The sequence below is a fragment of the Allobosea spartocytisi genome, assembly GCF_014764685.1.
Lineage (GTDB): Bacteria > Pseudomonadota > Alphaproteobacteria > Rhizobiales > Beijerinckiaceae > Allobosea > Allobosea spartocytisi.
Map to the genome: position 1 here is coordinate 240,283 of NZ_JACXWY010000007.1, position 20,474 is coordinate 260,756.

Below are 20,474 nucleotides of genomic sequence, written 5' to 3' on the forward strand. Positions count from 1 at the left end.
CGATATGCGCAAATTCCGGAATTTCGCAAGCGACGAGCGCGGCGCCACCGCCATCCTCTTCGCCTTCTCGCTGGTCGCCCTGCTGGGCTTCGGGGCGATGGCGGTGGATGTCGGCAGCTTCTTCTACGAAAAGCGCAGGCTGCAGACCGCAAACGACCTCGCGGCGCTGGCCGCGGCGAGCGACATCCCCCGGGCGCAGGCAGCCGCACAGGCGAGCGTGACGCAGAACGGCTTCCAGAACGGCAACATCCGGGCCATCCAGCCGGGCGTCTATACCCCCGACCCGGCCAAGGCTGCCGAAGACCGCTTCGTGTCGGGGCCGGCCGCCACGGCGAACGCCGTCAGGATCGACATGCGGATGACGACGCCGCTGCTGCTCGGGCGCGCCTTGGCCGCCTCCACCACGACGAAGCCGGAGCCCGGCACCAAGGTGGCGCCGATCCAGGCGAGCCTCGATACGGGCGAGGTGCCGATCGGCAGCAGCGCCATCGCCTATCAGGATGCGCAGGCCTCCTTCGCGATCGGCTCGCGCCTCGTCAAGCTCGAGGGCGGCTTGCTCAACGGTCTGCTGAGCAGCCTGCTCGGCGGCGGCGTCTCGCTGTCGGTGATGGACTATGAAGCGCTGATCAAGGCGCGGGTCGATCTCTTCGATTTCTCGAAACATCTGGCGACGCGGCTCAACCTCACCGCGGCCAGCTATGACGACGTGCTGAAGGCCAATGCGCGGCTCGGCGACGTGCTCTCCGCGATCGTCGACGCCTCGCGCGACAACGACGCGCGCAGCGGCACCGCCACCGCCGCGCTGGGCAAGCTCGCCTCGGTCGCCGCCAGCGGCCTGCCGGTCGACCTGTCCCAGCTCGTCTCCTTCGGCCCGGCCGGCGACCGGCCGGCCTCGGGGCCGAAGCCGCTCGCAGCGTCCGTCTCGGCGCTCGACATCGTCTCGGCGGTGGCGCAGATCGCCAACGGCAAGCGGCAGATCGATGTCGGACTTGCGCTCAACCTGCCGGGCATCGCCGCGATCAACCTCAAGCTCGGCATCGGCGAGCGGCCGGTCGGCAGCCCGATGGTCCGGGTCGGCCGGACGGGATCGAGTGTCCATACGGCGCAGACCCGCCTGCTGCTGACCGTCGACCTCATCGGCTCGGGCGCCGCCTCGCTCGTGCGGCTGCCGGTCTATCTGGAACTCGCCGCCGCGACCGCGAAGCTCAACGCGGTGCAGTGCTCGCCCGGCGACGTCTCGACCTCGCGCGTGACGCTGGGGGTGAGGCCGGCGCTGGTCGATGCCTGGATCGGCCAGGTCTCGATGACCGAGTTCAACAATTTCAGCACCGCGCCCAACCCGCCGGCCGCGACGCTGGTCAACGTCGCCGGTCTCGCCAAGGTCAGCGCCCGCGCCCATGTGACGATGACGAACCTGGCCGACACGCCGGTCACCTTCAGCTATGCCGAGATCCTGCGCGGCGACAAGAAGACGACCTCGACCCAGGATTTCGTCGCGACGCTGCTCGGCCGCCTCGTCGGCGATCTCGAATTGCGGGTCGAGGCGCTGGGTCTGGGCATCGGCCTGCCCGGGCTCGACGGGCTGGTCAGCGGCATCGTCGGCAAGGCCGTGACGCCGCTCGACCAGTTGCTCAACGGCGTTCTCGGCACGCTCGGCATCGGGCTCGGCCAGGCCGATAGCTGGGTGACGGGCGTGCGCTGCGGCGGGGCGGTGCTGGTGCGGTAACGCCCTCAGCTCCTGAGCCTCTCCTTGATGCGCCGGGTCAATCCGTCACGCAGGTCACGATAGGCGTCGAGTTTCTGCTCGCGCGAGCCCTGGACGAGGGTGGGGTCCATGGTCGGCCAGTATTCGACCTCGGCCGCCAGCGTCCGGGTCAGCTCCAGAGCCCTGTGGTGAGCCTCCGGCGAGAGCGACACGATGAGGTCGAAATTGAGCCCCTCCCATTCCTCCAGCTCCTCCACCGATTTCGGCTTGTGGCGGCTGAGATCGATGCCGATCTCTTCGAGAACCTCCCGGGCGAAGCCGTCGATCTCCCCCTTCCGCGCACCGGCCGACTGGACGTAGATCGACTTGCCGAAGAAATGCTTGGCCAGGGCTTCCGCCATCGGCGAGCGCACGGCGTTCATCGCGCACATGAAGAGCACGCTCTGGACCTTGCGCGGAGCGGTCCATGCATTCGGCGCATTTTCTTCAGGCGAACCGGTAGCCACTTCGCTCGAAAATGCTTTCTGCTCCAAGCGCGTCAGCCTTTCCAGTGCAGCGCATAGATCAGCGTGAACAGGCGCCGGGCGGTATCGAAGTCGATCTCCACCTTGTTCGACAGCCGATCGACGAGGATGGCCGCCGCCTCGTCGTGCAGGCCGCGGCGGCCCATGTCGATCGCCTCGATCTGCTCGGGCGTCTGGGTGCGGATCGCGGCATAGTAGCTCTCGCAGATCAGCTCGTAGTCCTTGACGATGCGCCGGAACGGGCTGAGCGAGAGATGGTGCGTGACGACCGCAGACCCGTCCGACTCCTTGATGTCGAAGACGAGGCGGCGCTCGACCAGCGCGAGATGGGCGAGGTAGGGCCCGCCCTCATGACCCGGTACGTTGAAGCGGTTGCGCTCGATCAGATCGTAGATCGCGATGGCGCGCTCGTGCTCCTGATCGGGCGAGCCGCGCCCGAGCGAGGATTCATCAAGGGTGACGCCGACGAGGGACTGCTTTTCCGAAGACGGGACGGCCGACATCGCTCCTCCTGTTACGGCACGGCCCTTTCGGCAGCGCCGAAAGAATGCGCCGGTCAGATTGCAACGCGATCTGATCGGATCACGCTTTCTCTATCAAACATCGAGAGACGGATTCACCGATCGGGCCGATTCAATCCGACCGAATCCGTCTCTAGAGATTGAGCCTGATCGTCACGGAACGGCCATGCGCCTGCAAGCCCTCCGCTTCGGCCAATTGCGTGGCGGCGGGTGCGAGCCTGCGCAGCCCCTCCGGCCCGCATTTCAGCAGCGAGGTGCGCTTCATGAAATCGCCGACGCCGAGACCGGATGAAAAGCGGGCCGAGCGGGCGGTCGGCAGCACATGGTTGGGGCCGCCGACATAATCGCCGATCGCCTCGGGCGTATGACCGCCGAGAAAGATCGCGCCGGCATTGCGGATGAGGCCGGCAAGACGCTCGGGATGTTCGGTGATGATCTCGAGATGCTCCGGCGCGAGGCGGTCGACCAGCGGCACGGCCGCCTCCAGATCGGCAACGAGCAGGATCGCGCCGAAATCCTGCCAGCTCTTTCCGGCGATCCCGGCGCGCGGCAGCGTCGCAAGCTGGGCCGCGACGGCCTTCTCCACCTCGGCGGCGAGCGCGGCATCGTCGGTCATCAGGATCGACTGGGCGGAAACGTCGTGCTCGGCCTGCGCCAGAAGATCGGCCGCGATCCAGTCGGGATTGGCGGTCCGGTCGGCGATGACAAGGACTTCGGAGGGGCCGGCGATCATGTCGATGCCGACCTGGCCGAAGACGCGGCGCTTGGCGGCCGCGACATAGGCATTGCCGGGGCCGACGATCTTGGCGACGGGCGCGATCGTTTCCGTGCCATAGGCCAGCGCCGCGACGGCCTGCGCGCCGCCGATGCGGTAGACCTCGTCGACGCCGGCGAGCCGGGCCGCTGCGAGGACGAGCGGGTTGGTCTCGCCGCGCGGCGTCGGCGCGACCATGACGATGCGCGGCACGCCGGCGACCTTGGCGGGGATCGCGTTCATCAGCACCGAGGAGGGGTAGCTCGCCGTGCCGCCCGGCACATAGAGGCCGACGGCCTCGATGGCGCTCCAGCGCCAGCCGCTCTCGACGCCCGCCTCGTCCTTCACCCAGGAGTCTTCGGGCTTCTGACGGCGGTGATAGGTCTCGATGCGCGCACGCGCCGTTTCCAGCGCTTCCAGCAGCTCCGGCGAGCAGGCCGCGACGGCGGCGTCGATCTCGGCTTCGCTGACACGCAGCGTCCGCGGCGCCAGATCGAGGGCATCGAAGCGGCTGGTATAGGCGATCAGCGCCGCATCGCCCCTGGCGCGGACCTCGGCGATGATGTCGGCGGCAACGCGATCGACCTCCTCGGAGACCTCGCGCTTGGCGGAAAGCAGTGCCGCGAAGCCCTCGGCAAAGCGCGCATCGCGGTCGTCGAGCCTGATCGGCATGGATATCCTCGCTATTGGCAGACCGGACCGCGCTTCCGGGAAAAAAGCCGAACCAGCAACCGCCATCCCAGGCGGACCGACGCGGCCGAAGCCGCTTGTCCGGGATGACGCGCGTTCTTTAGACGAAGGGTGGCGGCGATTAAAGTTGTCGCCGGAGGAAAAGCGGCGCGCTCAGGTGTCCGGATGGCCGGGCGTCGCCACCGCTTCCCAGACCGGGCCGAGATCCTTCATCTGGGCCTCGACGCATTCGACGGAGAGCCGGATTGCGGCCCCTTCCGAGAAGTGCAGCGTCACGTCGCCGGCAGGCTCCGCGCTATGGTCGAAGGTGATCGCCAGCAGGTTCAGCACCTTGCCGGGCTCTGCCTGATCGAGCCTGGCGCTGCGGACGGCGAGCACGCGGTCGAAATGCAGCGCGGCCAGCCGGCGGCGACGCTTGCCATGCGCCGCGCCCTCCCAGTCGAAGCGGCGCGCCGCGAGGGCGAAGCGCTTCTCGGACGGCAGATAGACGATATCTGCCGTCTTCAGCACCGCATCCTGAAGATGGGCGGAGACAATGGCGAGGTCGTCGGCGTCGAGCGCGACGAGCTTCAGCGGTTCGGCGGCATCGTCAGACATGAGATTGTTCTGACGAGCCGCCTCAAGAAAATCAACAACCTAAAATCGGGAGCCCGCAATCAGCTGCTGATGCGCTCGACGACGGCGCCGCAACGGCCGAGCTTGGCCTCCAGCGCCTCGAAGCCGCGATCGAGGTGATAGACCCGGTTGATCGTGGTGTCGCCCTCGGCGGCGAGACCGCCGATCACGAGCGAGACCGAGGCGCGCAGATCGGTCGCCATCACCGGCGCGCCGGTCAGCTTCCGGACGCCCTCGACATGGGCGACATCGCCGTCGAGCCGGATCCTGGCACCGAGGCGGGCGAGCTCCTGCACATGCATAAAGCGGTTCTCGAAGATGGTTTCGCGGATGCGCGAGGTGCCCTTGGCCTTGGTCATCAGCGCCATGAACTGCGCCTGCAGATCGGTCGGGAAGCCGGGGAAGGGATCGGTGTCGACATCGACGGCATCGATGCCGTGGCCGTTGCGGCGCACGCGGATGCCCTCGTTCGTCTCGCTGATATCGACGCCGGCCCTCACCAGCGCGTCGAGCGCCGATTGGAGCAGGTCGGCGCGGGCACCCTCGAGCATGACATCGCCACCGGTCATGGCGACGGCCATGGCATAGGTGCCGGTCTCGATGCGGTCAGGCAGGACGGCATGGTGAGCGCCACCCAGGCGCGCGACGCCGGTGACGACGATCCGCGAGGTCCCCGCCCCCTCGATCTTGGCGCCCATCTTGACGAGGCAGGCCGCGAGATCGGTGACCTCGGGCTCACGCGCCGCGTTCTCGATCACGGTCGTGCCCTCTGCGAGGACGGCGCCCATCAGCGCGGTATGCGTGCCGCCGACCGTCACCTTCGGGAAGACGATCTCGCCGCCCTTCAGCCCCTTAGGCGCCCGCGCCAGCGCATAGCCGTTCTCGATGACGATCTCGGCGCCGAGCTTCTCCAGCGCCATCAGCAGCAGGTCGACCGGGCGGGTGCCGATGGCGCAGCCGCCCGGCAGCGAAATCTTGGCCTCGCCCATGCGCGCCAGGATCGGCGCGATGACCCAGAAGCTCGCCCGCATGGTCGAGACCAGCTCGTAGGGCGCGCAGGTGTCGACGATCTGGCGCGCGGTCAGCGAGATCGTCTGACCGGTCTCGGCCGACTGGCCGATGCGCTTGCCGGCGACGGTGCGGTCGACGCCGTGGTTGGAGAGGATGCGCGACAGGGCGGTGACATCGGACAAACGCGGGACATTGGTCAGCGTCAGCGTCTCGTCCGTCAGCAGGCTCGCGATCATGAGCGGCAGGGCGGCGTTCTTGGCGCCGGAAATCGGGATGGCGCCATTGAGGCGCTGGCCGCCGGTGATGCGGATCTTGTCCATCGTCAGGTCCTGCTCGGCCGGCGGGGTCAAGGGCCCGCGGCGCGTGGAAATCGGGAAAATCAGGTCCGCGGAGTGTCGGCCTGAGCTGGCGGCGCCGGTTCATGCGCTTGCGCCTCCTCCACACGGCGAGCGCGAGCCTGCGCCTTGCGGCGCTTCAGGTTCTCGCGAAGGGCGGCGGCAAGGCGCGCCTGCTTCTCGTCGTCGGCGGTCTGGCGAGTCACGGCATCAACTCGGCATCGGTGTTTGAACGCGGGAACGCGGCGAATTCGCGGCATCATGGTTAGCCGGACAGCCGGCCGCGGACAAGCGCGGCCGCAAAGCGGGCCGTGGGACGCAGCTGTGCCATGGCGGCGCCGGTTCCGTGCCGTTCCGTGACAACGCATGGACAGCCGCGCGCTCGCTGGAATCGGACGCGCCCGAAGGTTTCGCAGACAGCCGCAACGAAACCATTTTTAGCCCATTAATCAACAAATCTCGCAATTTTATTGCACGATCTTTGGCCGAGCTCCGAGGCCCGTTTTTTGCCGGGTGGACGCGACAGACGCGCATCCGAGGGAAACCATGACGATAGGTAAATCGGAAATATTAATGAAATTAACCATTTCCGCCGGAATGCGTTTACAGTTTGTTAAGCTCGTTTACCCTGACTATGTCGATATTGCGGGGATTGCGTCATGCTCGAGTCCTTCACGATGAATGGAGATCATGCCGGCTCTGCGCTCATCGAGAGCTGCGAGGTGATCGACGCCATTCGTTACAAGGCGGGATTTCTGCCAGAGGTGGAAATCGCCTATGAATCGGCGATCAAAACGCTCTGGGTGACGATCCGACCCGAGCTGAAACCAGTCTTCACGCTGCAGTTGCTCGACAGCCTGGTGAAGATCCAGAGCGCGATCGTCGCGCTCTGGGGCGCGCCCGACCAGTATCACCGTGCACCGGTGCGCTTCCTCGCCTTCCGCGGAACCGGCCCCTTCTTCACGCTGGGCGGCGATCTCGACTTCTACCTGGATTGCCTGGCGAAGAACGACCGCGCGGCCCTGGCGGAATATGCGCGCCTCTCGGCCGAGGGCGCGATCTGGAACACCGGCGGCCTGAACGGGCTCGTGGTGACGCTGTCGACGATCCATGCCAAGGCGATCGGCGGCGGCATCGACGCGCCGCGCTCATGCAACGTCATGATCGCCGAGGAGCAGGCCTCGTTCGTCTATCCGGAGATCAAGTTCAACCATTTCCCGATCACGGCCGTAGCGATCCTGTCGCGGCGGATGGGCCCACGCGCGGCGGAGAAGCTGCTGATGTCCGGCGAGGAAATGAGCGCCGAGGCCTTCATGGAGGCCGGCGGGCTCGAGGCCGTCGTGCCGACCGGGACCGGCGAGGCCTGGATCCGCAAGTACTGCGCCGATACCCTGCCGATCCATGCCGCCAGGACGGCTCTCTTCAGGGCCTTCAACCGCCGCGCCGGCGATCTGCGCGAGGAATTGTCCCATCTCGGCCAGATCTGGACCGACTGCATGCTGCGCCTGAGCCCGAGCGCGATCTCGAAGCTGCAGCGCATCGCGCAGACTCAGGACCGGATGCTGGCGCGCGTCTATCAGCGTCAGGCGGAAACCGCCTGACGCCTACCGCCGACTGTAAAACTTCCGACAATTCAATCGGGAGGATATATGGCGTTGCGTCATCCGCACGCCTGATCGAAGATTGGACCAGAATCTCACGAAGCATTTACTTCTACTCGCCTACAGCTTCAGATCACGTGGGACGTCCGGAAATCTCACGCATCGAGCCGCCAGAGGTGGCAAAGGCAGGAGTGAATGGCAGACGCTTTCCAGCGTTTGATCGCCACAGGACAGCGCGACCGGGGCGATGATTTCGACCTGACCGGCTATACCCTGCTGGTCAATTCCCTGTTCTCCTCGCCCGCCTCCATCATTCCCGGCGGGATCGCCGGCATCCTCACGCCCTTTCTCTGCTGGATTTCGACCGGGTCCGACATCTTCATCCAGCTGACGTTGCTGGTGGCCCTCGTCGTCGTGCTGCGCATCTCGACCGTCATCACCTATCGGCGCCGCAACCATGCGCATGACAACTATGCCCAGACGCGGCGCTGGGATCGCGACTATTTCCTCGGGGCGACGGCCTTCAGCGCCGTGCTCGGCTACAGCTGCTACGTCGCGCTCGTCCACACCGACGACCCCGCCGCTCACATCACCTCGGTGTCGTCGACGATCGCATTGGCCTCGGGCTATGTCTCGCGCAATGCCGGGCGGCCGAAATTCGTCGCGGTCCAGCTGCTGACCTTCTGCGTCCCGATGGCCATCGGCCTGATCGCGGCCAGCAATCCCTATTACAAATATATCGGCTATTTCGCCTTCCTGTACGTGGCGGCCAATATCGCGATCACCAACTCGCTCCATCGCAACCTGCTCGCGCTGAGCGACGCGACGAAGCAGTCGAAGGCGCTCGCCACCGCGCTGCATTCGCAGAACCTGACGCTGGATGCGGCGCTCAACACCATGATCGACGGGCTGGCGATGTTCGACCGCAGCCTCAAGCTCGCCGTCAGCAACGCCCCGCACAGCGCGCTCTACGGCCTGCCGGAGACGCTCGCCCTGCCCGGCACGCCGCTGACGGCGATCGCGCGCTTCCTGGTCGAGCGGCAGGTCATCAGCTCCGAGCAATTGCGCGACATCCGCTCGGCCCTGGTCACCGTGCAGTCGACACAGCAGGCCGCCAGCCAGGAGGTCGTCACCCGTGGCGGCCTCGTGCTCGTCGTGACCTTCGCCCCGGCCGCCGAAGGCGGCATCCTGATGCTGACGGAGGACGCGACCGAGCGGAAGCGGACGGAAGCCCGCATCGAGCAGATGGCCCGCTTCGACGAATTGACCGGGCTTGCGAACCGCTTCGAGTACAACCGGCATATCGACGAGGCTTTCGCGCGGCTCGAGCGGACGGGCGAGACCTTCGCGCTGCTCTATGTCGATCTCGACGGCTTCAAGCAGGTCAATGACAGCCTGGGGCACGATATCGGCGACCAGGTCCTGATGGAGACCGCCAGCCGGCTGCGCAGCGCAATCCGCAGCAACGACATGCTGGCGCGCTTCGGCGGCGACGAGTTCCTGCTCATCCTGCCCTCCGCCGACCATGCGGTGGTCACGGCCGTTGCCCAGCGCATGATCGACAGCATGACGCGCTCCTTCGACGTCGACGGGAAGACCGTCTACGTCACGGCCAGCATCGGCATCGCGATGGCGCCCGTCGACGGCGCGTCGTCGGCCGACCTGCTGCGCCACGCCGACACCGCGCTCTACAAGGCGAAATCCGCCGGCCGCAACATGCTGATGTTCTTCAACCCGGCCATGGCCGAGGAGATGATGGAGCGGCACGAGATCGAGGTCGACCTCCGCAAGGCCAGCGTCGACGGCTCGCTCGAACTCTTCTACCAGCCCATCGTCGACCTGAAGACGCAGGTGGCCGTGTCGCGCGAGGCGCTGATGCGCTGGCGCCATCCGGTTCGCGGCATGGTTCCTCCCGGCGTCTTCATCCCCATCGCCGAGCAGTCCGGGCTGATCGCGGCCATGGGCGACTGGGCCATCCGGCAGGCCTGCAAGGACGCCGCCGGCTGGGAGCCGGGAATCAGCGTCTCGGTCAATGTTTCGCCGCTGCAATTCCGCGAGCCGCGGCGCCTTATCGACACGGTGAAGGAGGCGCTGATCGCCTCCGGCCTCAGCTCGCGGCGGCTGACGCTCGAGATCACGGAATCGCTGCTGATCGAGGACAACAAGCTCACGCTCTCCGTGCTCGAGGAACTCAGGGCACTCGGCGTGAGCTTCGCCCTGGACGATTTCGGCACGGGCTATTCCGCCCTCGCCTATCTCTCGACCTACCCGATCGCGCAGGTCAAGATCGACCAGAGCTTCGCGCGCGACGTGCACAACAGCGAAGCCCCCAAGGCCATCATCGAGGCGGTCTGCCAGCTCGCGCGCCGGCTGCAGATGAACGTGGTGGTCGAAGGCATCGAGACCGAACAGCAGCGCATCGCGGTGCAGCTTCTCGGCGCCCATCGCGCCCAGGGCTATCTGTTCGGCAGGCCGGAGAGCCTTTCCAACCTCAAGCAGGGCGGCGGCAACCGCAGCGTCGCCTGAGACGTCCGAACGATCTCCCGCCAGGCCGGCCTTTGCCAAATCGGCCTTGATTCCGCCCACTCGACAACGCATCAGCGATGGGGACAGCAGGCGGAGCGGATCACCCGGTGAGCAATGCCAAGGCCAAGGCGGCGAAACCCGCCGCGTTGACACCCGATCTTTGCGTCATCGGCGCCGGCGCCAACGGCATCGCGCTGGCGATCGCGGCAGCGGCCTTCGGCGCGCCGGTCGTGCTGATCGACCGTCAGGCGACGGGCGGGCGAACGACGTCGCTCGCCACCAAGGCGCTGGTCGAGGCCGCCGCCCGCATCCAGGACATGCGCGAAGCCGGCCGGCTCGGCGTCCCGGTCGAGGTGCCTGAGGTCAACGACGCGCTGATTCACGACCATGTGCAACGGGCGCTGGCCACGACCGCCACCAACCAGCAGCCGGAGCGGCTCAAGGCACTCGGCATCCATCTGATCCAGGGCGAGGCCCGCTTCATCGACCGCGGCAGCGTTCAGGTCGGCGACATCGCCATCAAGGCCCGCCGCTTCGCCATCGCGACCGGATCGCGGCCGGACATCCCCGCATTGCCGGGGCTGGCCGAGCTCAATCCGGCACTCATCCTGAGCGAGGACGCGCTGTCCGAACTGACGCGTCTGCCGGGACGGCTGGTCGTCCTGGGCGGCAGCGGCCCCGCCGTCGCCCTCGCCCAGGCTTTCCGTCGCCTCGGCAGCACCGTCGCGCTGATCTGCCCTGCCGGGATTCTGCCGGAGCATGATGCCGAGGCGGTGATGATCCTGCGGCAGAAGCTGCTGCGGGAAGGCGTGACGCTGCACGAGGACAGCGAGGCGGTGCGGGTCGAGAACCGCCGGTCCGGGTTCAAACTGACCCTCGCCGGGTTGTCGGGAGAGGGGACGCTCGAAGCCTCGCATATCCTCGTCGCCGGCCGCAGGCGGGCCGATATCGAAGCGCTCGACCTCGATCTCGGCGGCATCCGCAGCGATGCGGACGGCGTGGTGGTCGACCGCAGCCTGCGGACGGCCAATCGCCGGGTCCATGCGCTGGGGAGCTGCGCCGGCGGCGCCGCGGCCGGCTCCCGCGAGCTTGCGGGCAACGACCATGTCGGCATCGTGCTGCGCAGCGTCCTGTTCCGTCAAAAGGGCTCGCTCGATCCGAGCGGCAATCCCCGCATCGCCTGGAGCCGGCCGGAGATCGCCTCCATCGGCGACTGGCGCGCCGTCAAGGATGCGCGGCCGGGCACGCTGCGCTTCCTGCGCTGGCCCTTCGCCGAGGTGCCGGCGGCAATCGCGGCCGGACGGACCGAGGGCTATGTCAAGCTCGTGACTGACCGGAAAGGGCGGCTGCGCGCCGTCACCATCGTCGGCGATGGCGCAGGCGAGCTGATCGCGCCCTGGTGCGTCGCGCTGAACGCCGGGCTCGACGTCAAGGCCATGGCCGGGATCGCCCTTCCGGAGCTGGCGGCCTCCGATGCGTCGCGGCGTGCGGCGCTCAGCTTCCTCGCCTCCGCCACGACGAGCCCGCGCCTGCGCAGGCTCATCGGCTTTCTGCGCCGTTTCGGCTAAGATTGGGTCGATGCATCCACCCGGCCTGCCCAGACACAACCTGTCGATCAGCGTACCGCGCGGCCTGACCCGGCTCGGTCTTTCGGCCAAGCTCCTGCTCGTCACCGTGCTGTTCGTGATGCTGGCGGAGGTGCTGATCTACGTCCCCTCCATCGCGAATTTCCGGCGCAATTGGCTGAACGACCGGATCGCCGCGGCGCAGGTCGCGGCGCTGGTGCTGGAGGGCGCCCCCGAGGACGGGTTGCCGGAAGGCAGCGAGAACCGGCTGCTCATGGGCGTCGGCGCCCGCTCCATCGCGGCCCGCGTCGCCGGCGCCCGCCGGCTGCTCAGCCTGGATTCGATGCCTCCGCCCGAGGTCTCGCGCTCCGTGGACCTGCGCAATCTCGACTGGTGGACCTCGATCCGCGAGGCGATCTCGGTGCTGGTCGCGCCCGCCACCATGCCGATCCGCGTCGTCGGCGAGGCCGTCGGCGGGGCGGATTTCGTCGAGATCGTCATCGACGAGGCGCCGCTGCGGCGGGCGATGCTGAAATTCTCCTGGAGCCTGCTGCTGATCTCGCTCTTGCTGACCGGGCTCACCGCGCTTGCCGTCTATATCGCGCTCAACGCGCTGATCGTCGGGCCGATCCGGCAGCTCGCCGCCAATGTGATGGAGTTCGAGGCCGATCCGGAAAACCCGCAGCGGATCATCGAGCCCTCGCTCAGGGCCGACGAGATCGGCGAGGCCGAGCGCGCGCTCGCCCGCATGCAGGGGACGCTCGCAGACGAGCTGCGCACCAAGAAGCATCTCGCCGAGCTCGGGCTCGCCGTCAGCAAGATCAATCACGATCTGCGCAACATGCTCGCCGCAGCGCAGCTCATGTCGGACCAGCTCGTCGAGACGCGCGACGCCAAGATCAGGCGCTTCGCGCCCCGGCTGATCGCGACGCTGGGACGCGCCATCGAATTCTGCCAGGCCACCCTCGCCTATGGCCGCGCGGCCGAGGCGACGCCCGCGATCAGGCAGGTAGCGCTGCGCCAGCTCGTCGCCGAGCAGGCCGAATTGCTGGGGCTCTCCGACAACAGGCACTTGCGCTTCGACAATCAGGTTCCGGCCGAGCTCGTCGCACCCTGCGACCCCGACCAGATGGCCCGCGTGCTGACCAATCTCATGCGCAACGCCATCCAGGCCCTGACCCAGGCAGGCACTGAGGGCGACAACCAGCCGATGCTGACCGTGAGCGGGATGCCGGCGAACGGCTCGGCCACGCTGCGCGTCATCGACAATGGCCCGGGCGTGCCGCTGCGAGCGCAGGCCAATCTGTTCCAGGCTTTCCGCGGTTCGGTCACGCCCGGCGGCACCGGTCTCGGCCTCGCCGTCGCGGCCGAGCTCGTCCGGCTCCATGGCGGCACCATCGAACTCGAACCCTCGCCGGTCGGAGCCGTCTTTCGGGTCTCATTGCCGCTGCGCCGCAACGGGCACTGAATCGCGGCGCGCGATGTCCCGCCGCTACTGGCTCGCCCAAATCACGCGGGCCATGAAGGCGATCTCGGCGAGGTTCAGCACCCTGTCGGAATGCTCCGGATTGAGCGAGGCGAGTTCGACGGTCTTGGCGGTCTGGCGCTTGAGCTGCTTGGCCAGCACCTCGCCTTCCACCGTCTTGACCACGACCCGGTCGCCGCGCCGGACCGTCGCGGTCGGCGAGACGATGATGGTGTCGCCGTCGCGATAGAGCGGCAGCATCGAATCGCCCGAGATCTCCAGCGCATAGGCCTTCTCGTCGGTCACGCCGGGGAAGGCGACCTCTTCCCAGCCGGTGCCGGCCGGAAAGCCGCCATCGTCGAAGAAGCCGCCCGAGCCGGCCTGGGCGAAGCCGATCAGCGGGATGGTGCGTGCCGGCGCGGGCGCGCGCTTGAGCACCACGCTCATGAACTCGTCGAGCGAGGCGCCGGTCGCGGCCAGGATCTTGGCGATCGATTCGGTCGAGGGCCAGCGCTCGCGGCCATCGGGCCCGAGGCGCTTCGAACGGTTGAAGGTCGTCGCGTCGAGCCCGGCCTTGCGAGCCAGCCCCGAGGCGGTGAAGCCATAGCGCTGGGCGAGCGTGTCGATCGCCCCCCAGATCTGGTCATGTGACAGCATCGCTCAGGGCCTCGCATGGCTCTTGCCGTTCGGCGGGGATAGGCAATAGGAAATATCCCCTATCTCATAAGATTTCAATCCGATTCTTGCCACATTCACGGCATGGCTTGCGGAAAGCTCCTGCCACTGGCCATACCGTCCATGACCGTTCTCGCACGAGACTCAACGATGCCGCTGATCTACAAGATATGCCCGGCCGCCCTCTGGCGCGAAGCCGAGGAAAAAGGCCGCTTCGAGGGTGCGCCCGTCGATCTCGCCGATGGCTACATCCATTTCTCGACCGGCACGCAACTCGCCGAGACCGCCGCGAAGCATTTCGCCGGACAGGACGGACTGCTCCTGATCGCGATCGAGGATTCGCGGCTCGGGACCACGTTGCGCTACGAGCCGTCGCGCGGCGGCGCGCTGTTTCCGCACCTCTATGGGTCGCTCGATCCCAAGGCCGTGCGCTGGGTAATGCCCCTGCCGTTGAAGAGCGACGGCAGCCACGCGCTTCCGGCCGAGATCTGAGCCCATCACAGCCTCGCGGCTGCGGCGAAAAATCCATATCCAACAGCGCGTAGGATGCTCTAAAGACCCCGGCATGTTCGCAAGCCTCTTCCATCTCGCCCGCCCCCTGATTCACCGGATGGACGCGGAGGCAGCGCACCGGCTGACGGTCGCGGCGCTGGCGGCGGCGCCGGCGCTGAAGCCGGCTCCCGACGACCCCGTGCTGGCGATGGAAGCCTTCGGCCTCTCCTTCCCGAATCCGGTCGGGCTTGCGGCCGGCTTCGACAAGCATGCCGAGGCGATCGACGGCGCGCTGGGGCTGGGCTTCGGCTTCGTCGAGGCAGGGGGCGTGACGCCGCTGCCGCAGCCCGGCAACCCGCGCCCGCGCGTCTTCCGGCTCGTCGAGGACGAGGCCGTGATCAACCGCTACGGCTTCAACAGCGAGGGCGTCGAGGCCATGGCGCGGCGTCTCGCGGCCAGGCAGGGACGCGGCGGCATCGTCGGCATCAATCTCGGCGCCAACAAGGAGTCGGCCGACCGGGAGGCGGATTACGCGATTCTGGCACGGCGCCTCGCGCCGCTCGCCGATTTTCTCACCATCAACGTCTCCTCGCCCAACACGCCGGGCCTGCGCAACCTGCAGGCCGAGAGCGCGCTGGACGATCTGGTGGCGCGTACGCTCGCAGCCCGCGACGAGGCCGCGGCCGGGGGCAAGCGCACGCCGGTCCTGCTCAAGATCGCGCCGGACCTGACGCTGCCCGAGCTCGACGGCATGGTCGCGGTCGCGCGCAAGCGCGGCATCGACGGGATGATCGTCTCGAACACCACCGTCGCGCGGCCGCAGAGCCTGCGCAACGCGGCGAAAGCCGAGACCGGCGGGCTTTCCGGCAAGCCGCTCTTCGCCGCCTCGACCAAGATCCTGGCCGAGACCTTCCTGCGCGTCGAGGGACAGTTTCCGCTGATCGGGGTCGGCGGCATCGATTCGGCCGAGGCCGCCTTCGCCAAGATCCGGGCCGGCGCGACCCTGGTGCAGCTTTATTCGGCGCTGGTGTTCAAGGGGCCGGGGCTGGTCAAGGAGATCAAGACGGGGCTGGCCGCGCAGGCACGCCGGGCGGGGCTGCCGCGCCTCACCGCCCTGATCGGCCGCGACGCTGCCGCGATCGCGCGTGGCGAGGGGCTTTAGCCGCGGCTATTTCCGCGCCGCGAAGAGCCGCATCAGCAGCCAGAGCGGCACGACGACCAGCGCGCCGGCGATGAGCCAGTCACCGACCTCGCGGATGGCGCCGAAGCCGAGCCCCGTGATCGAGCGGATGAAGCGGGAGGCCGCCTCGAAGAGCCCGCGCGGCGAGAGGCCGAGAAAGGCCATGGCGGCGCCGACGAGCAGCGAGATGAAGATCAGCCTGACGAGGACGCTGAGCGGCGAGCCGCCGATGAACCGTTCCATGAAAGCCCTGGCATCCTGCTACGCGCCCACGGATCTGCGGGGCGCTTTCCACCTGTCTTAACCTGAAACCCGCCGCGCTTGAACGGCGCCTGAACGCCGTTTGCACAGCCGCGCTGCGTCCGGGCGGGAGCCCCGAGGGGGGCCCGGCAGCCTCAGGCGGAGGCGCCGGCTCCGGTGGTCGCCCAGGCGGTGCCGGCGATCTTCGAGGCGGCGATGACGGCCTGCGTGCGGCTGTCGACGTCGAGCTTGGTCAGGATCGCCGAGACATGCGCCTTCACCGTCGCCTCGGAGACGCCGAGCTCATAGGCGATCTGCTTGTTGAGCAAACCTTCCGACAGCATCATCAGCACGCGCACCTGCTGCGGCGTCAGCGTCGAGAGGCGGCGGACCATGTCGGCCACCTCGGCATCGACGGGGGCTGCGAGATCGACGCCGGGCGGGGTCCAGACGCCGCCGTCGAGCACGGCGCGGATCGCCTCGCCCATCTGGGCGACATCGGCCGTCTTGGGAAGGAAGCCGAGCGCCCCGAACTCGATGCAGCGGCGGATCACCGCCGGGTCGTCATTGGCCGAGACGACGATGACCGGGATCTCGGGATGATCGGCCCGCAGGAAGAGCAGGCCGGAGAAGCCCTGGACGCCCGGCATGGTCAGATCGAGCAGGACGAGATCGGCATCACCGCCGCTCGCCAGCGCCTCGGTCAGCGCTTCGAGCGAGCCGACCTCGCTGACCTCCGCGCCCGCAATGGCGTGCGAGACGGCCTGTCGCAGCGCCCCGCGAAAGAGCGGGTGGTCGTCCGCGATGACGATCCGTGTCGAAGGCTGCTTGCTCATCGCGCCACTCCGTATTGTCCTTATTGCGACCCTGTGGTTGCGACTCTTTTATTTTGCCTCAGGCGCGAGGCGGATCACAAGCATTGCCAGCGCATGGGCGCAACCCATCCGCCGTCAGCCATTGGTCGGCAATAGCGCTTCCAGCACCTCGATATGGTCGGCCTCACCAGGCGGCTTGTCCCAGCGGATGCGGTTGATGCGGGGAAAGCGCATGGCGAGCCCGGATTTGTGCCGCGTCGAGCGCTGCAACCCCTCGAAAGCAACCTCGAAGACGAGGCCGCTTTCAGCCGTGTGCACCACCTCCCGCACCGGGCCGAAGCGGTTCAGCGTGTTCTTGCGGACATATTTGTCGATCTCGAGCAGTTCCTCGTCGGTGAAGCCGAAATAGGCCTTGCCGACCGGCACCAACTCGAGACCGCCCTCCTCGCCCACCCGCCAGACGCCGAAGGTGTAGTCGGAATAGAAGGAGGAGCGCTTGCCGTGGCCGCGCTGGGCGTACATCAGCACGCAATCGACCAGCCGGGCATCGCGCTTCCATTTCCACCAATAGCCCTTGGGTCGGCCCGGCAGATAAGGCGAGTCGCGCCGCTTGATCATGCAGCCCTCGACCGCTTCCGCATCGGCGCCCGCCCCGGCCGAGGCCGGATCGGCCCGCGCCGTGGTCAGTTCCTGCCATGACCCGAAGGGGATCAGCGGCGAGAGATCGAAGCGCGGGCTGGCAAGCCGCGACAGGAAGGCCTCCAGCCGCTCGCGCCGCTCCCCGAAGGGCAGGTGGCGGATGTCCTCCTCGCCATCGACCAGCAGATCGTAGACGCGGATATGGGCAGGGAATTCGCCCAGCATCTTCACTGTGACGGTCTTGCGGTTGAGCCGCTGCTGCAAGGTGTTGAAGCTCTGGACCGCGCTCTCGCGCATCACCAGCAACTCGCCGTCGAGCGCGCCATCCTGCGTCAACTCCTCGACGAGATCGGGAAAGGCGTTGGCGATATCCTCTCCGGTGCGGGAATAGAGCCGGGTCACGCGGCTTCCGTCACCGCGCCGGCCGCTGGCGGCCTGGACGCGGATACCGTCCCATTTCCACTCGGCTGAGAATTCGGCCGGATCGAGCTTGTCGAAATCGCCGTCCTCGATCGGATGCGAGAGCATGACCGGGCGAAACGGTGCGGGATCGCGGGCCTCCGGCCGCGGGCCCCTGCCCTCCAGCCAGGCGAAGAGCGCGGCATAGGGCGGCTCCAGCCCGTGCCAGACCTGCTCGACCTCGTCAGCCGGCACGCCGCCGAGGCTCGCCGCCGCCGTCTTGGCGAGGCGAGCCGAGACGCCGATCCGCAAGGCGCCGGTGATGAGCTTCAGGAGCGCCCAGCGGCCGGTCTCATCGAGCGCGTCGAGCCAGGAGGCGACGAGGCGCGGCAGGTCGGTCTTGCCGGCCTCGCGCAGACTCTCGACGACCTCGGGCAGATGCGGCACCGCGTTAGTGCCATGCCGGGCCGGCCACATCAGTGCGACCGTCTCCGAGAGATCGCCGACATAGTCGTAGGACAGCGCGAACAGCACCGGATCGGTGCGCTCGGCGATCAGCGCGCGGATCAGCCCGGCCTTGGCGTTGCGGAAGACGAGCCCGCCGGTCATCGCCGCCAGCGCATAGCCGCGATCGGGGTCGGGCGTGGTGCGCAGATAATCGGCGATCAGCGCGAGCTTGGCGTTGCGGCGCGGCTCATAGGCGAGGCGGTCGAGCAGCCAGGCGAAGCGATTCATGGTGTCACCGCGCCGCCACATCGAATCGTTGCATGCTTCTTGCAGCGCATCGTTCAGATACCGTTCATGAAGCAAACCTTAACGGCAGCAGTGTAGCTAGGAGACAGACGCCAATGCGTGCCGCGATGCGGTTTCTTGCCTTGCCTGCCGTCATCGCTGCCACGCTTTCGGTCGGAGCCCCTGCCCAGGCAGCCGGCTTCTCCTGCCGCGAGACGCCGATCGTCCAGTCGCGTGCGGTTCTCGCGCCGCTGGCCGACAAGGTCGCGCAAGGGCGCCCGCTCACCATCCTCGCCATCGGCTCCTCCTCCACCGAGGGGATCGGCGCCAGCGCCAAGGACAAGACCTACCCCGCCCGTCTTCAGGCTTTGCTCGGCAAGGCCTGGTCGAAGGCGCCGGTCGAGATCGTCAATGCCGGCATTGGCGGCGAGACCGCGCCGCAGACGCTCGCGCGCCTCGAAACCGCGCTGGCCGGGCGCCATTACGATCTGGTGATCTGGCAGGTCGGCACCAACGACGCCGTCAAGGGCGGCGATCTCGAGGCCTTCCGCGGCATGGTCCGCGAGGGCATCCGGCTGGTGAAGCAGGCGAACACCCCTCTCGCCATCCTCGACCCGCAGTTCTTCCCGACGGTGCGCGATTCCGACAATTACAAGCGCTTCGTCGCGGTTGTCGGCGATGTCGCGCGGCGCGAGGCCGTGCCGGTCTTCAGCCGCTACGAGACGATGCGGGAATGGCACGACAGCGACGCCGAAGCCTTCAAGGCCGCGCTCTGGACCGACGGCTTCCATATGAGCGATGCGGGCTATGACTGCCTCGCCCGCGACATGGCGAATGCGCTTGTCGGCATGACCGCGCCGAGCCGCCCGGTCGTCGCCTCGGCGCGCTGATTCACGCTCCCAGCCGTCGTTTTCACGCCACCGGCGCATCGGCTGCCTCCCCTTCCGACTCCGCCTCGCCCTCGTCGCCATAGCCGACGAGATGCAGCGGCTTGGCCTTGAGGCCCGCCGTGCCGCACCAGTGGACGAGGGCTTCGGCCTCGCCATGGGTCACCCAGATCTCGCCGGCCTGAACCTCGCGGATCGTCGCCAGCAAATCGTCCCAATCGGCATGGTCGGAGATCACCAGCGGCAATTCGACGCCCTTCTGGCGGGCACGCGCCCTGATCCGCATCCAGCCCGAGGCGAAGGCCGTGACGGGGTCGGGGAAGCGCCGCGCCCAAAGGTCCTGTGTCGCGCTGGGCGGGCAGATGACGATCTCGCCACCGAGCGTCTTGCGGTCCATGCCCGCGACCAGGCGGATCTCGCCGAGCGGGATGCCGTCCGCTTGATAGAATTCGGTGATCGTCTCGACGGCACCGTGGATGTAGATCGGCTTTTCGTAGCCGGCCTCGCGGATCAGGGCCATGACGCGCTGCGCCTTGCCCAGTGAATAGGCGCCGACGATATGCGTCCGCTCAGGGAAGAGCCTGACGGATTCCAGGAGCTTCCCGACCTCGCCATCGGCCGGCGGATGGCGGAAGACCGGCAGGCCGAAGGTCGCCTCGGTGATGAAGATGTCGCAGGGCACCGGCTCGAACGGCGCGCAGGTCGGGTCACGCTCGCGCTTGTAGTCGCCGGAGACGACGATCCGCAGGCCGCGGCTTTCGACCACGATCTGGGCCGAGCCGAGGACATGGCCGGCGGGAACGAAGGTGAAATCGACCTCGCCGATGCGGACCACCTCTCCAGGCACCGCGACCTGCTGCGAACCGGCGAACCCCTCGCCATAGCGCAGCGCCATGATCGCCAGCGTCTCGCGCGTCGCCAGCACGCTGCCATGGCCGGCGCGAGCATGGTCGGAATGGCCATGGGTGATGAGCGCGCGCGGCACCGGACGCACCGGATCGATATGGATATCGGCCGGCGGGCAGAAGAGCCCGGCCGGGGTCGGCACGAGCAATTCGGCGGGGCGCCAGCGCGGGCTTTGTCTGGCCAGTGTCATTCTCCTC

Annotated in this window: 19 protein-coding genes; 9 read left to right on the plus strand and 10 right to left on the minus strand. The window is 67.7% G+C overall.

Translation table 11 applies throughout. The annotated features are described in order from the left end of the window. Positions 1-4: 4 nt before the first annotated feature. Positions 5-1,726 (plus strand): pilus assembly protein TadG-related protein, encoded by a 1,722-nt coding sequence (locus IED13_RS14025; RefSeq protein WP_191124527.1) that lies wholly within the window; start codon positions 5-7, stop codon positions 1,724-1,726. 5 nt (positions 1,727-1,731) lie between these two features. Here IED13_RS14025 and IED13_RS14030 read toward each other — a convergent pair whose 3' ends face one another. The 5 genes from IED13_RS14030 to murA all read right to left on the minus strand — a co-directional run bounded on the left by IED13_RS14030 (position 1,732) and on the right by murA (position 6,140). Beyond that, positions 1,732-2,136, minus strand: a complete 405-nt coding sequence (locus tag IED13_RS14030; RefSeq protein WP_191124528.1) for an arsenate reductase/protein-tyrosine-phosphatase family protein — start codon at positions 2,134-2,136, stop codon at positions 1,732-1,734. 107 nt (positions 2,137-2,243) lie between these two features. Then, entirely contained in the window at positions 2,244-2,732 is a 489-nt protein-coding gene (locus IED13_RS14035; protein WP_038360563.1) for a UPF0262 family protein, read from the minus strand. Positions 2,733-2,883: 151 nt separating this feature from the next. Next, the gene (hisD, locus tag IED13_RS14040; protein WP_191124529.1) at positions 2,884-4,176 is read right to left on the minus strand and encodes a histidinol dehydrogenase; all 1,293 of its coding nucleotides are present in this window, start codon (positions 4,174-4,176) and stop codon (positions 2,884-2,886) included. Positions 4,177-4,347: 171 nt separating this feature from the next. After that, positions 4,348-4,791: a DUF2948 family protein gene (locus tag IED13_RS14045; protein WP_038360557.1), complete on the minus strand. Its 444-nt coding sequence runs from the start codon at positions 4,789-4,791 to the stop codon at positions 4,348-4,350. Positions 4,792-4,850: 59 nt separating this feature from the next. Then, positions 4,851-6,140: a UDP-N-acetylglucosamine 1-carboxyvinyltransferase gene (gene murA, locus IED13_RS14050; RefSeq protein WP_191124530.1), complete on the minus strand. Its 1,290-nt coding sequence runs from the start codon at positions 6,138-6,140 to the stop codon at positions 4,851-4,853. Positions 6,141-6,241: 101 nt separating this feature from the next. Here murA and IED13_RS29225 point away from each other — a divergent pair, with 101 nt between their 5' ends. The 5 genes from IED13_RS29225 to IED13_RS14075 all read left to right on the plus strand — a co-directional run bounded on the left by IED13_RS29225 (position 6,242) and on the right by IED13_RS14075 (position 13,315). Continuing rightward, entirely contained in the window at positions 6,242-6,424 is a 183-nt protein-coding gene (locus IED13_RS29225) for a hypothetical protein (RefSeq protein WP_038360554.1), read from the plus strand. A gap of 390 nt (positions 6,425-6,814) precedes the next feature. Then, complete coding sequence (locus tag IED13_RS14060) at positions 6,815-7,756, plus strand: enoyl-CoA hydratase-related protein (protein ID WP_112763052.1); 942 nt, start codon at positions 6,815-6,817, stop codon at positions 7,754-7,756. 195 nt (positions 7,757-7,951) lie between these two features. Beyond that, entirely contained in the window at positions 7,952-10,282 is a 2,331-nt protein-coding gene (locus IED13_RS14065; RefSeq protein ID WP_051987649.1) for a putative bifunctional diguanylate cyclase/phosphodiesterase, read from the plus strand. 107 nt (positions 10,283-10,389) lie between these two features. Continuing rightward, positions 10,390-11,850: an FAD-dependent oxidoreductase gene (locus tag IED13_RS14070; RefSeq protein ID WP_191124531.1), complete on the plus strand. Its 1,461-nt coding sequence runs from the start codon at positions 10,390-10,392 to the stop codon at positions 11,848-11,850. 10 nt (positions 11,851-11,860) lie between these two features. Beyond that, a complete protein-coding gene (locus IED13_RS14075) occupies positions 11,861-13,315 on the plus strand; it encodes a sensor histidine kinase (RefSeq protein ID WP_051987647.1) in 1,455 nt (484 codons plus the stop codon). A gap of 24 nt (positions 13,316-13,339) precedes the next feature. Here the strand turns inward: IED13_RS14075 and IED13_RS14080 are convergent, their stop codons facing one another. Further along, positions 13,340-13,969 (minus strand): S24 family peptidase, encoded by a 630-nt coding sequence (locus tag IED13_RS14080; protein WP_038360547.1) that lies wholly within the window; start codon positions 13,967-13,969, stop codon positions 13,340-13,342. Positions 13,970-14,137: 168 nt separating this feature from the next. On the opposite strand from IED13_RS14080, the gene IED13_RS14085 reads away from it, so the two are divergent. Both IED13_RS14085 and IED13_RS14090 read left to right on the plus strand, forming a co-directional pair. Beyond that, a complete protein-coding gene (locus tag IED13_RS14085; RefSeq protein ID WP_191124532.1) occupies positions 14,138-14,479 on the plus strand; it encodes a DUF952 domain-containing protein in 342 nt (113 codons plus the stop codon). Between the two features lie 73 nt (positions 14,480-14,552). Beyond that, a complete protein-coding gene (locus IED13_RS14090; RefSeq protein ID WP_191124533.1) occupies positions 14,553-15,641 on the plus strand; it encodes a quinone-dependent dihydroorotate dehydrogenase in 1,089 nt (362 codons plus the stop codon). Between the two features lie 6 nt (positions 15,642-15,647). Here IED13_RS14090 and IED13_RS14095 read toward each other — a convergent pair whose 3' ends face one another. The 3 genes from IED13_RS14095 to IED13_RS14105 form a co-directional block, all read right to left on the minus strand. Further along, positions 15,648-15,902, minus strand: coding sequence for a DUF6460 domain-containing protein (locus IED13_RS14095; protein ID WP_038360541.1), 255 nt, complete (start codon positions 15,900-15,902; stop codon positions 15,648-15,650). 152 nt (positions 15,903-16,054) lie between these two features. Beyond that, positions 16,055-16,735: a response regulator gene (locus IED13_RS14100; protein WP_038360538.1), complete on the minus strand. Its 681-nt coding sequence runs from the start codon at positions 16,733-16,735 to the stop codon at positions 16,055-16,057. A gap of 114 nt (positions 16,736-16,849) precedes the next feature. After that, positions 16,850-18,487 carry a cisplatin damage response ATP-dependent DNA ligase gene (locus tag IED13_RS14105; protein ID WP_191124534.1) on the minus strand — a complete coding sequence of 546 codons (1,638 nt, stop codon included), beginning with the start codon at positions 18,485-18,487 and terminating at the stop codon, positions 16,850-16,852. A 113-nt stretch (positions 18,488-18,600) separates the two neighbouring features. On the opposite strand from IED13_RS14105, the gene IED13_RS14110 reads away from it, so the two are divergent. After that, positions 18,601-19,374, plus strand: coding sequence for an SGNH/GDSL hydrolase family protein (locus IED13_RS14110; RefSeq protein WP_191124535.1), 774 nt, complete (start codon positions 18,601-18,603; stop codon positions 19,372-19,374). A 22-nt stretch (positions 19,375-19,396) separates the two neighbouring features. On the opposite strand, the gene IED13_RS14115 is transcribed toward IED13_RS14110, so the two are convergent. After that, positions 19,397-20,467, minus strand: coding sequence for a ligase-associated DNA damage response exonuclease (locus tag IED13_RS14115; protein ID WP_191124536.1), 1,071 nt, complete (start codon positions 20,465-20,467; stop codon positions 19,397-19,399). Positions 20,468-20,474 lie beyond the last annotated feature (7 nt).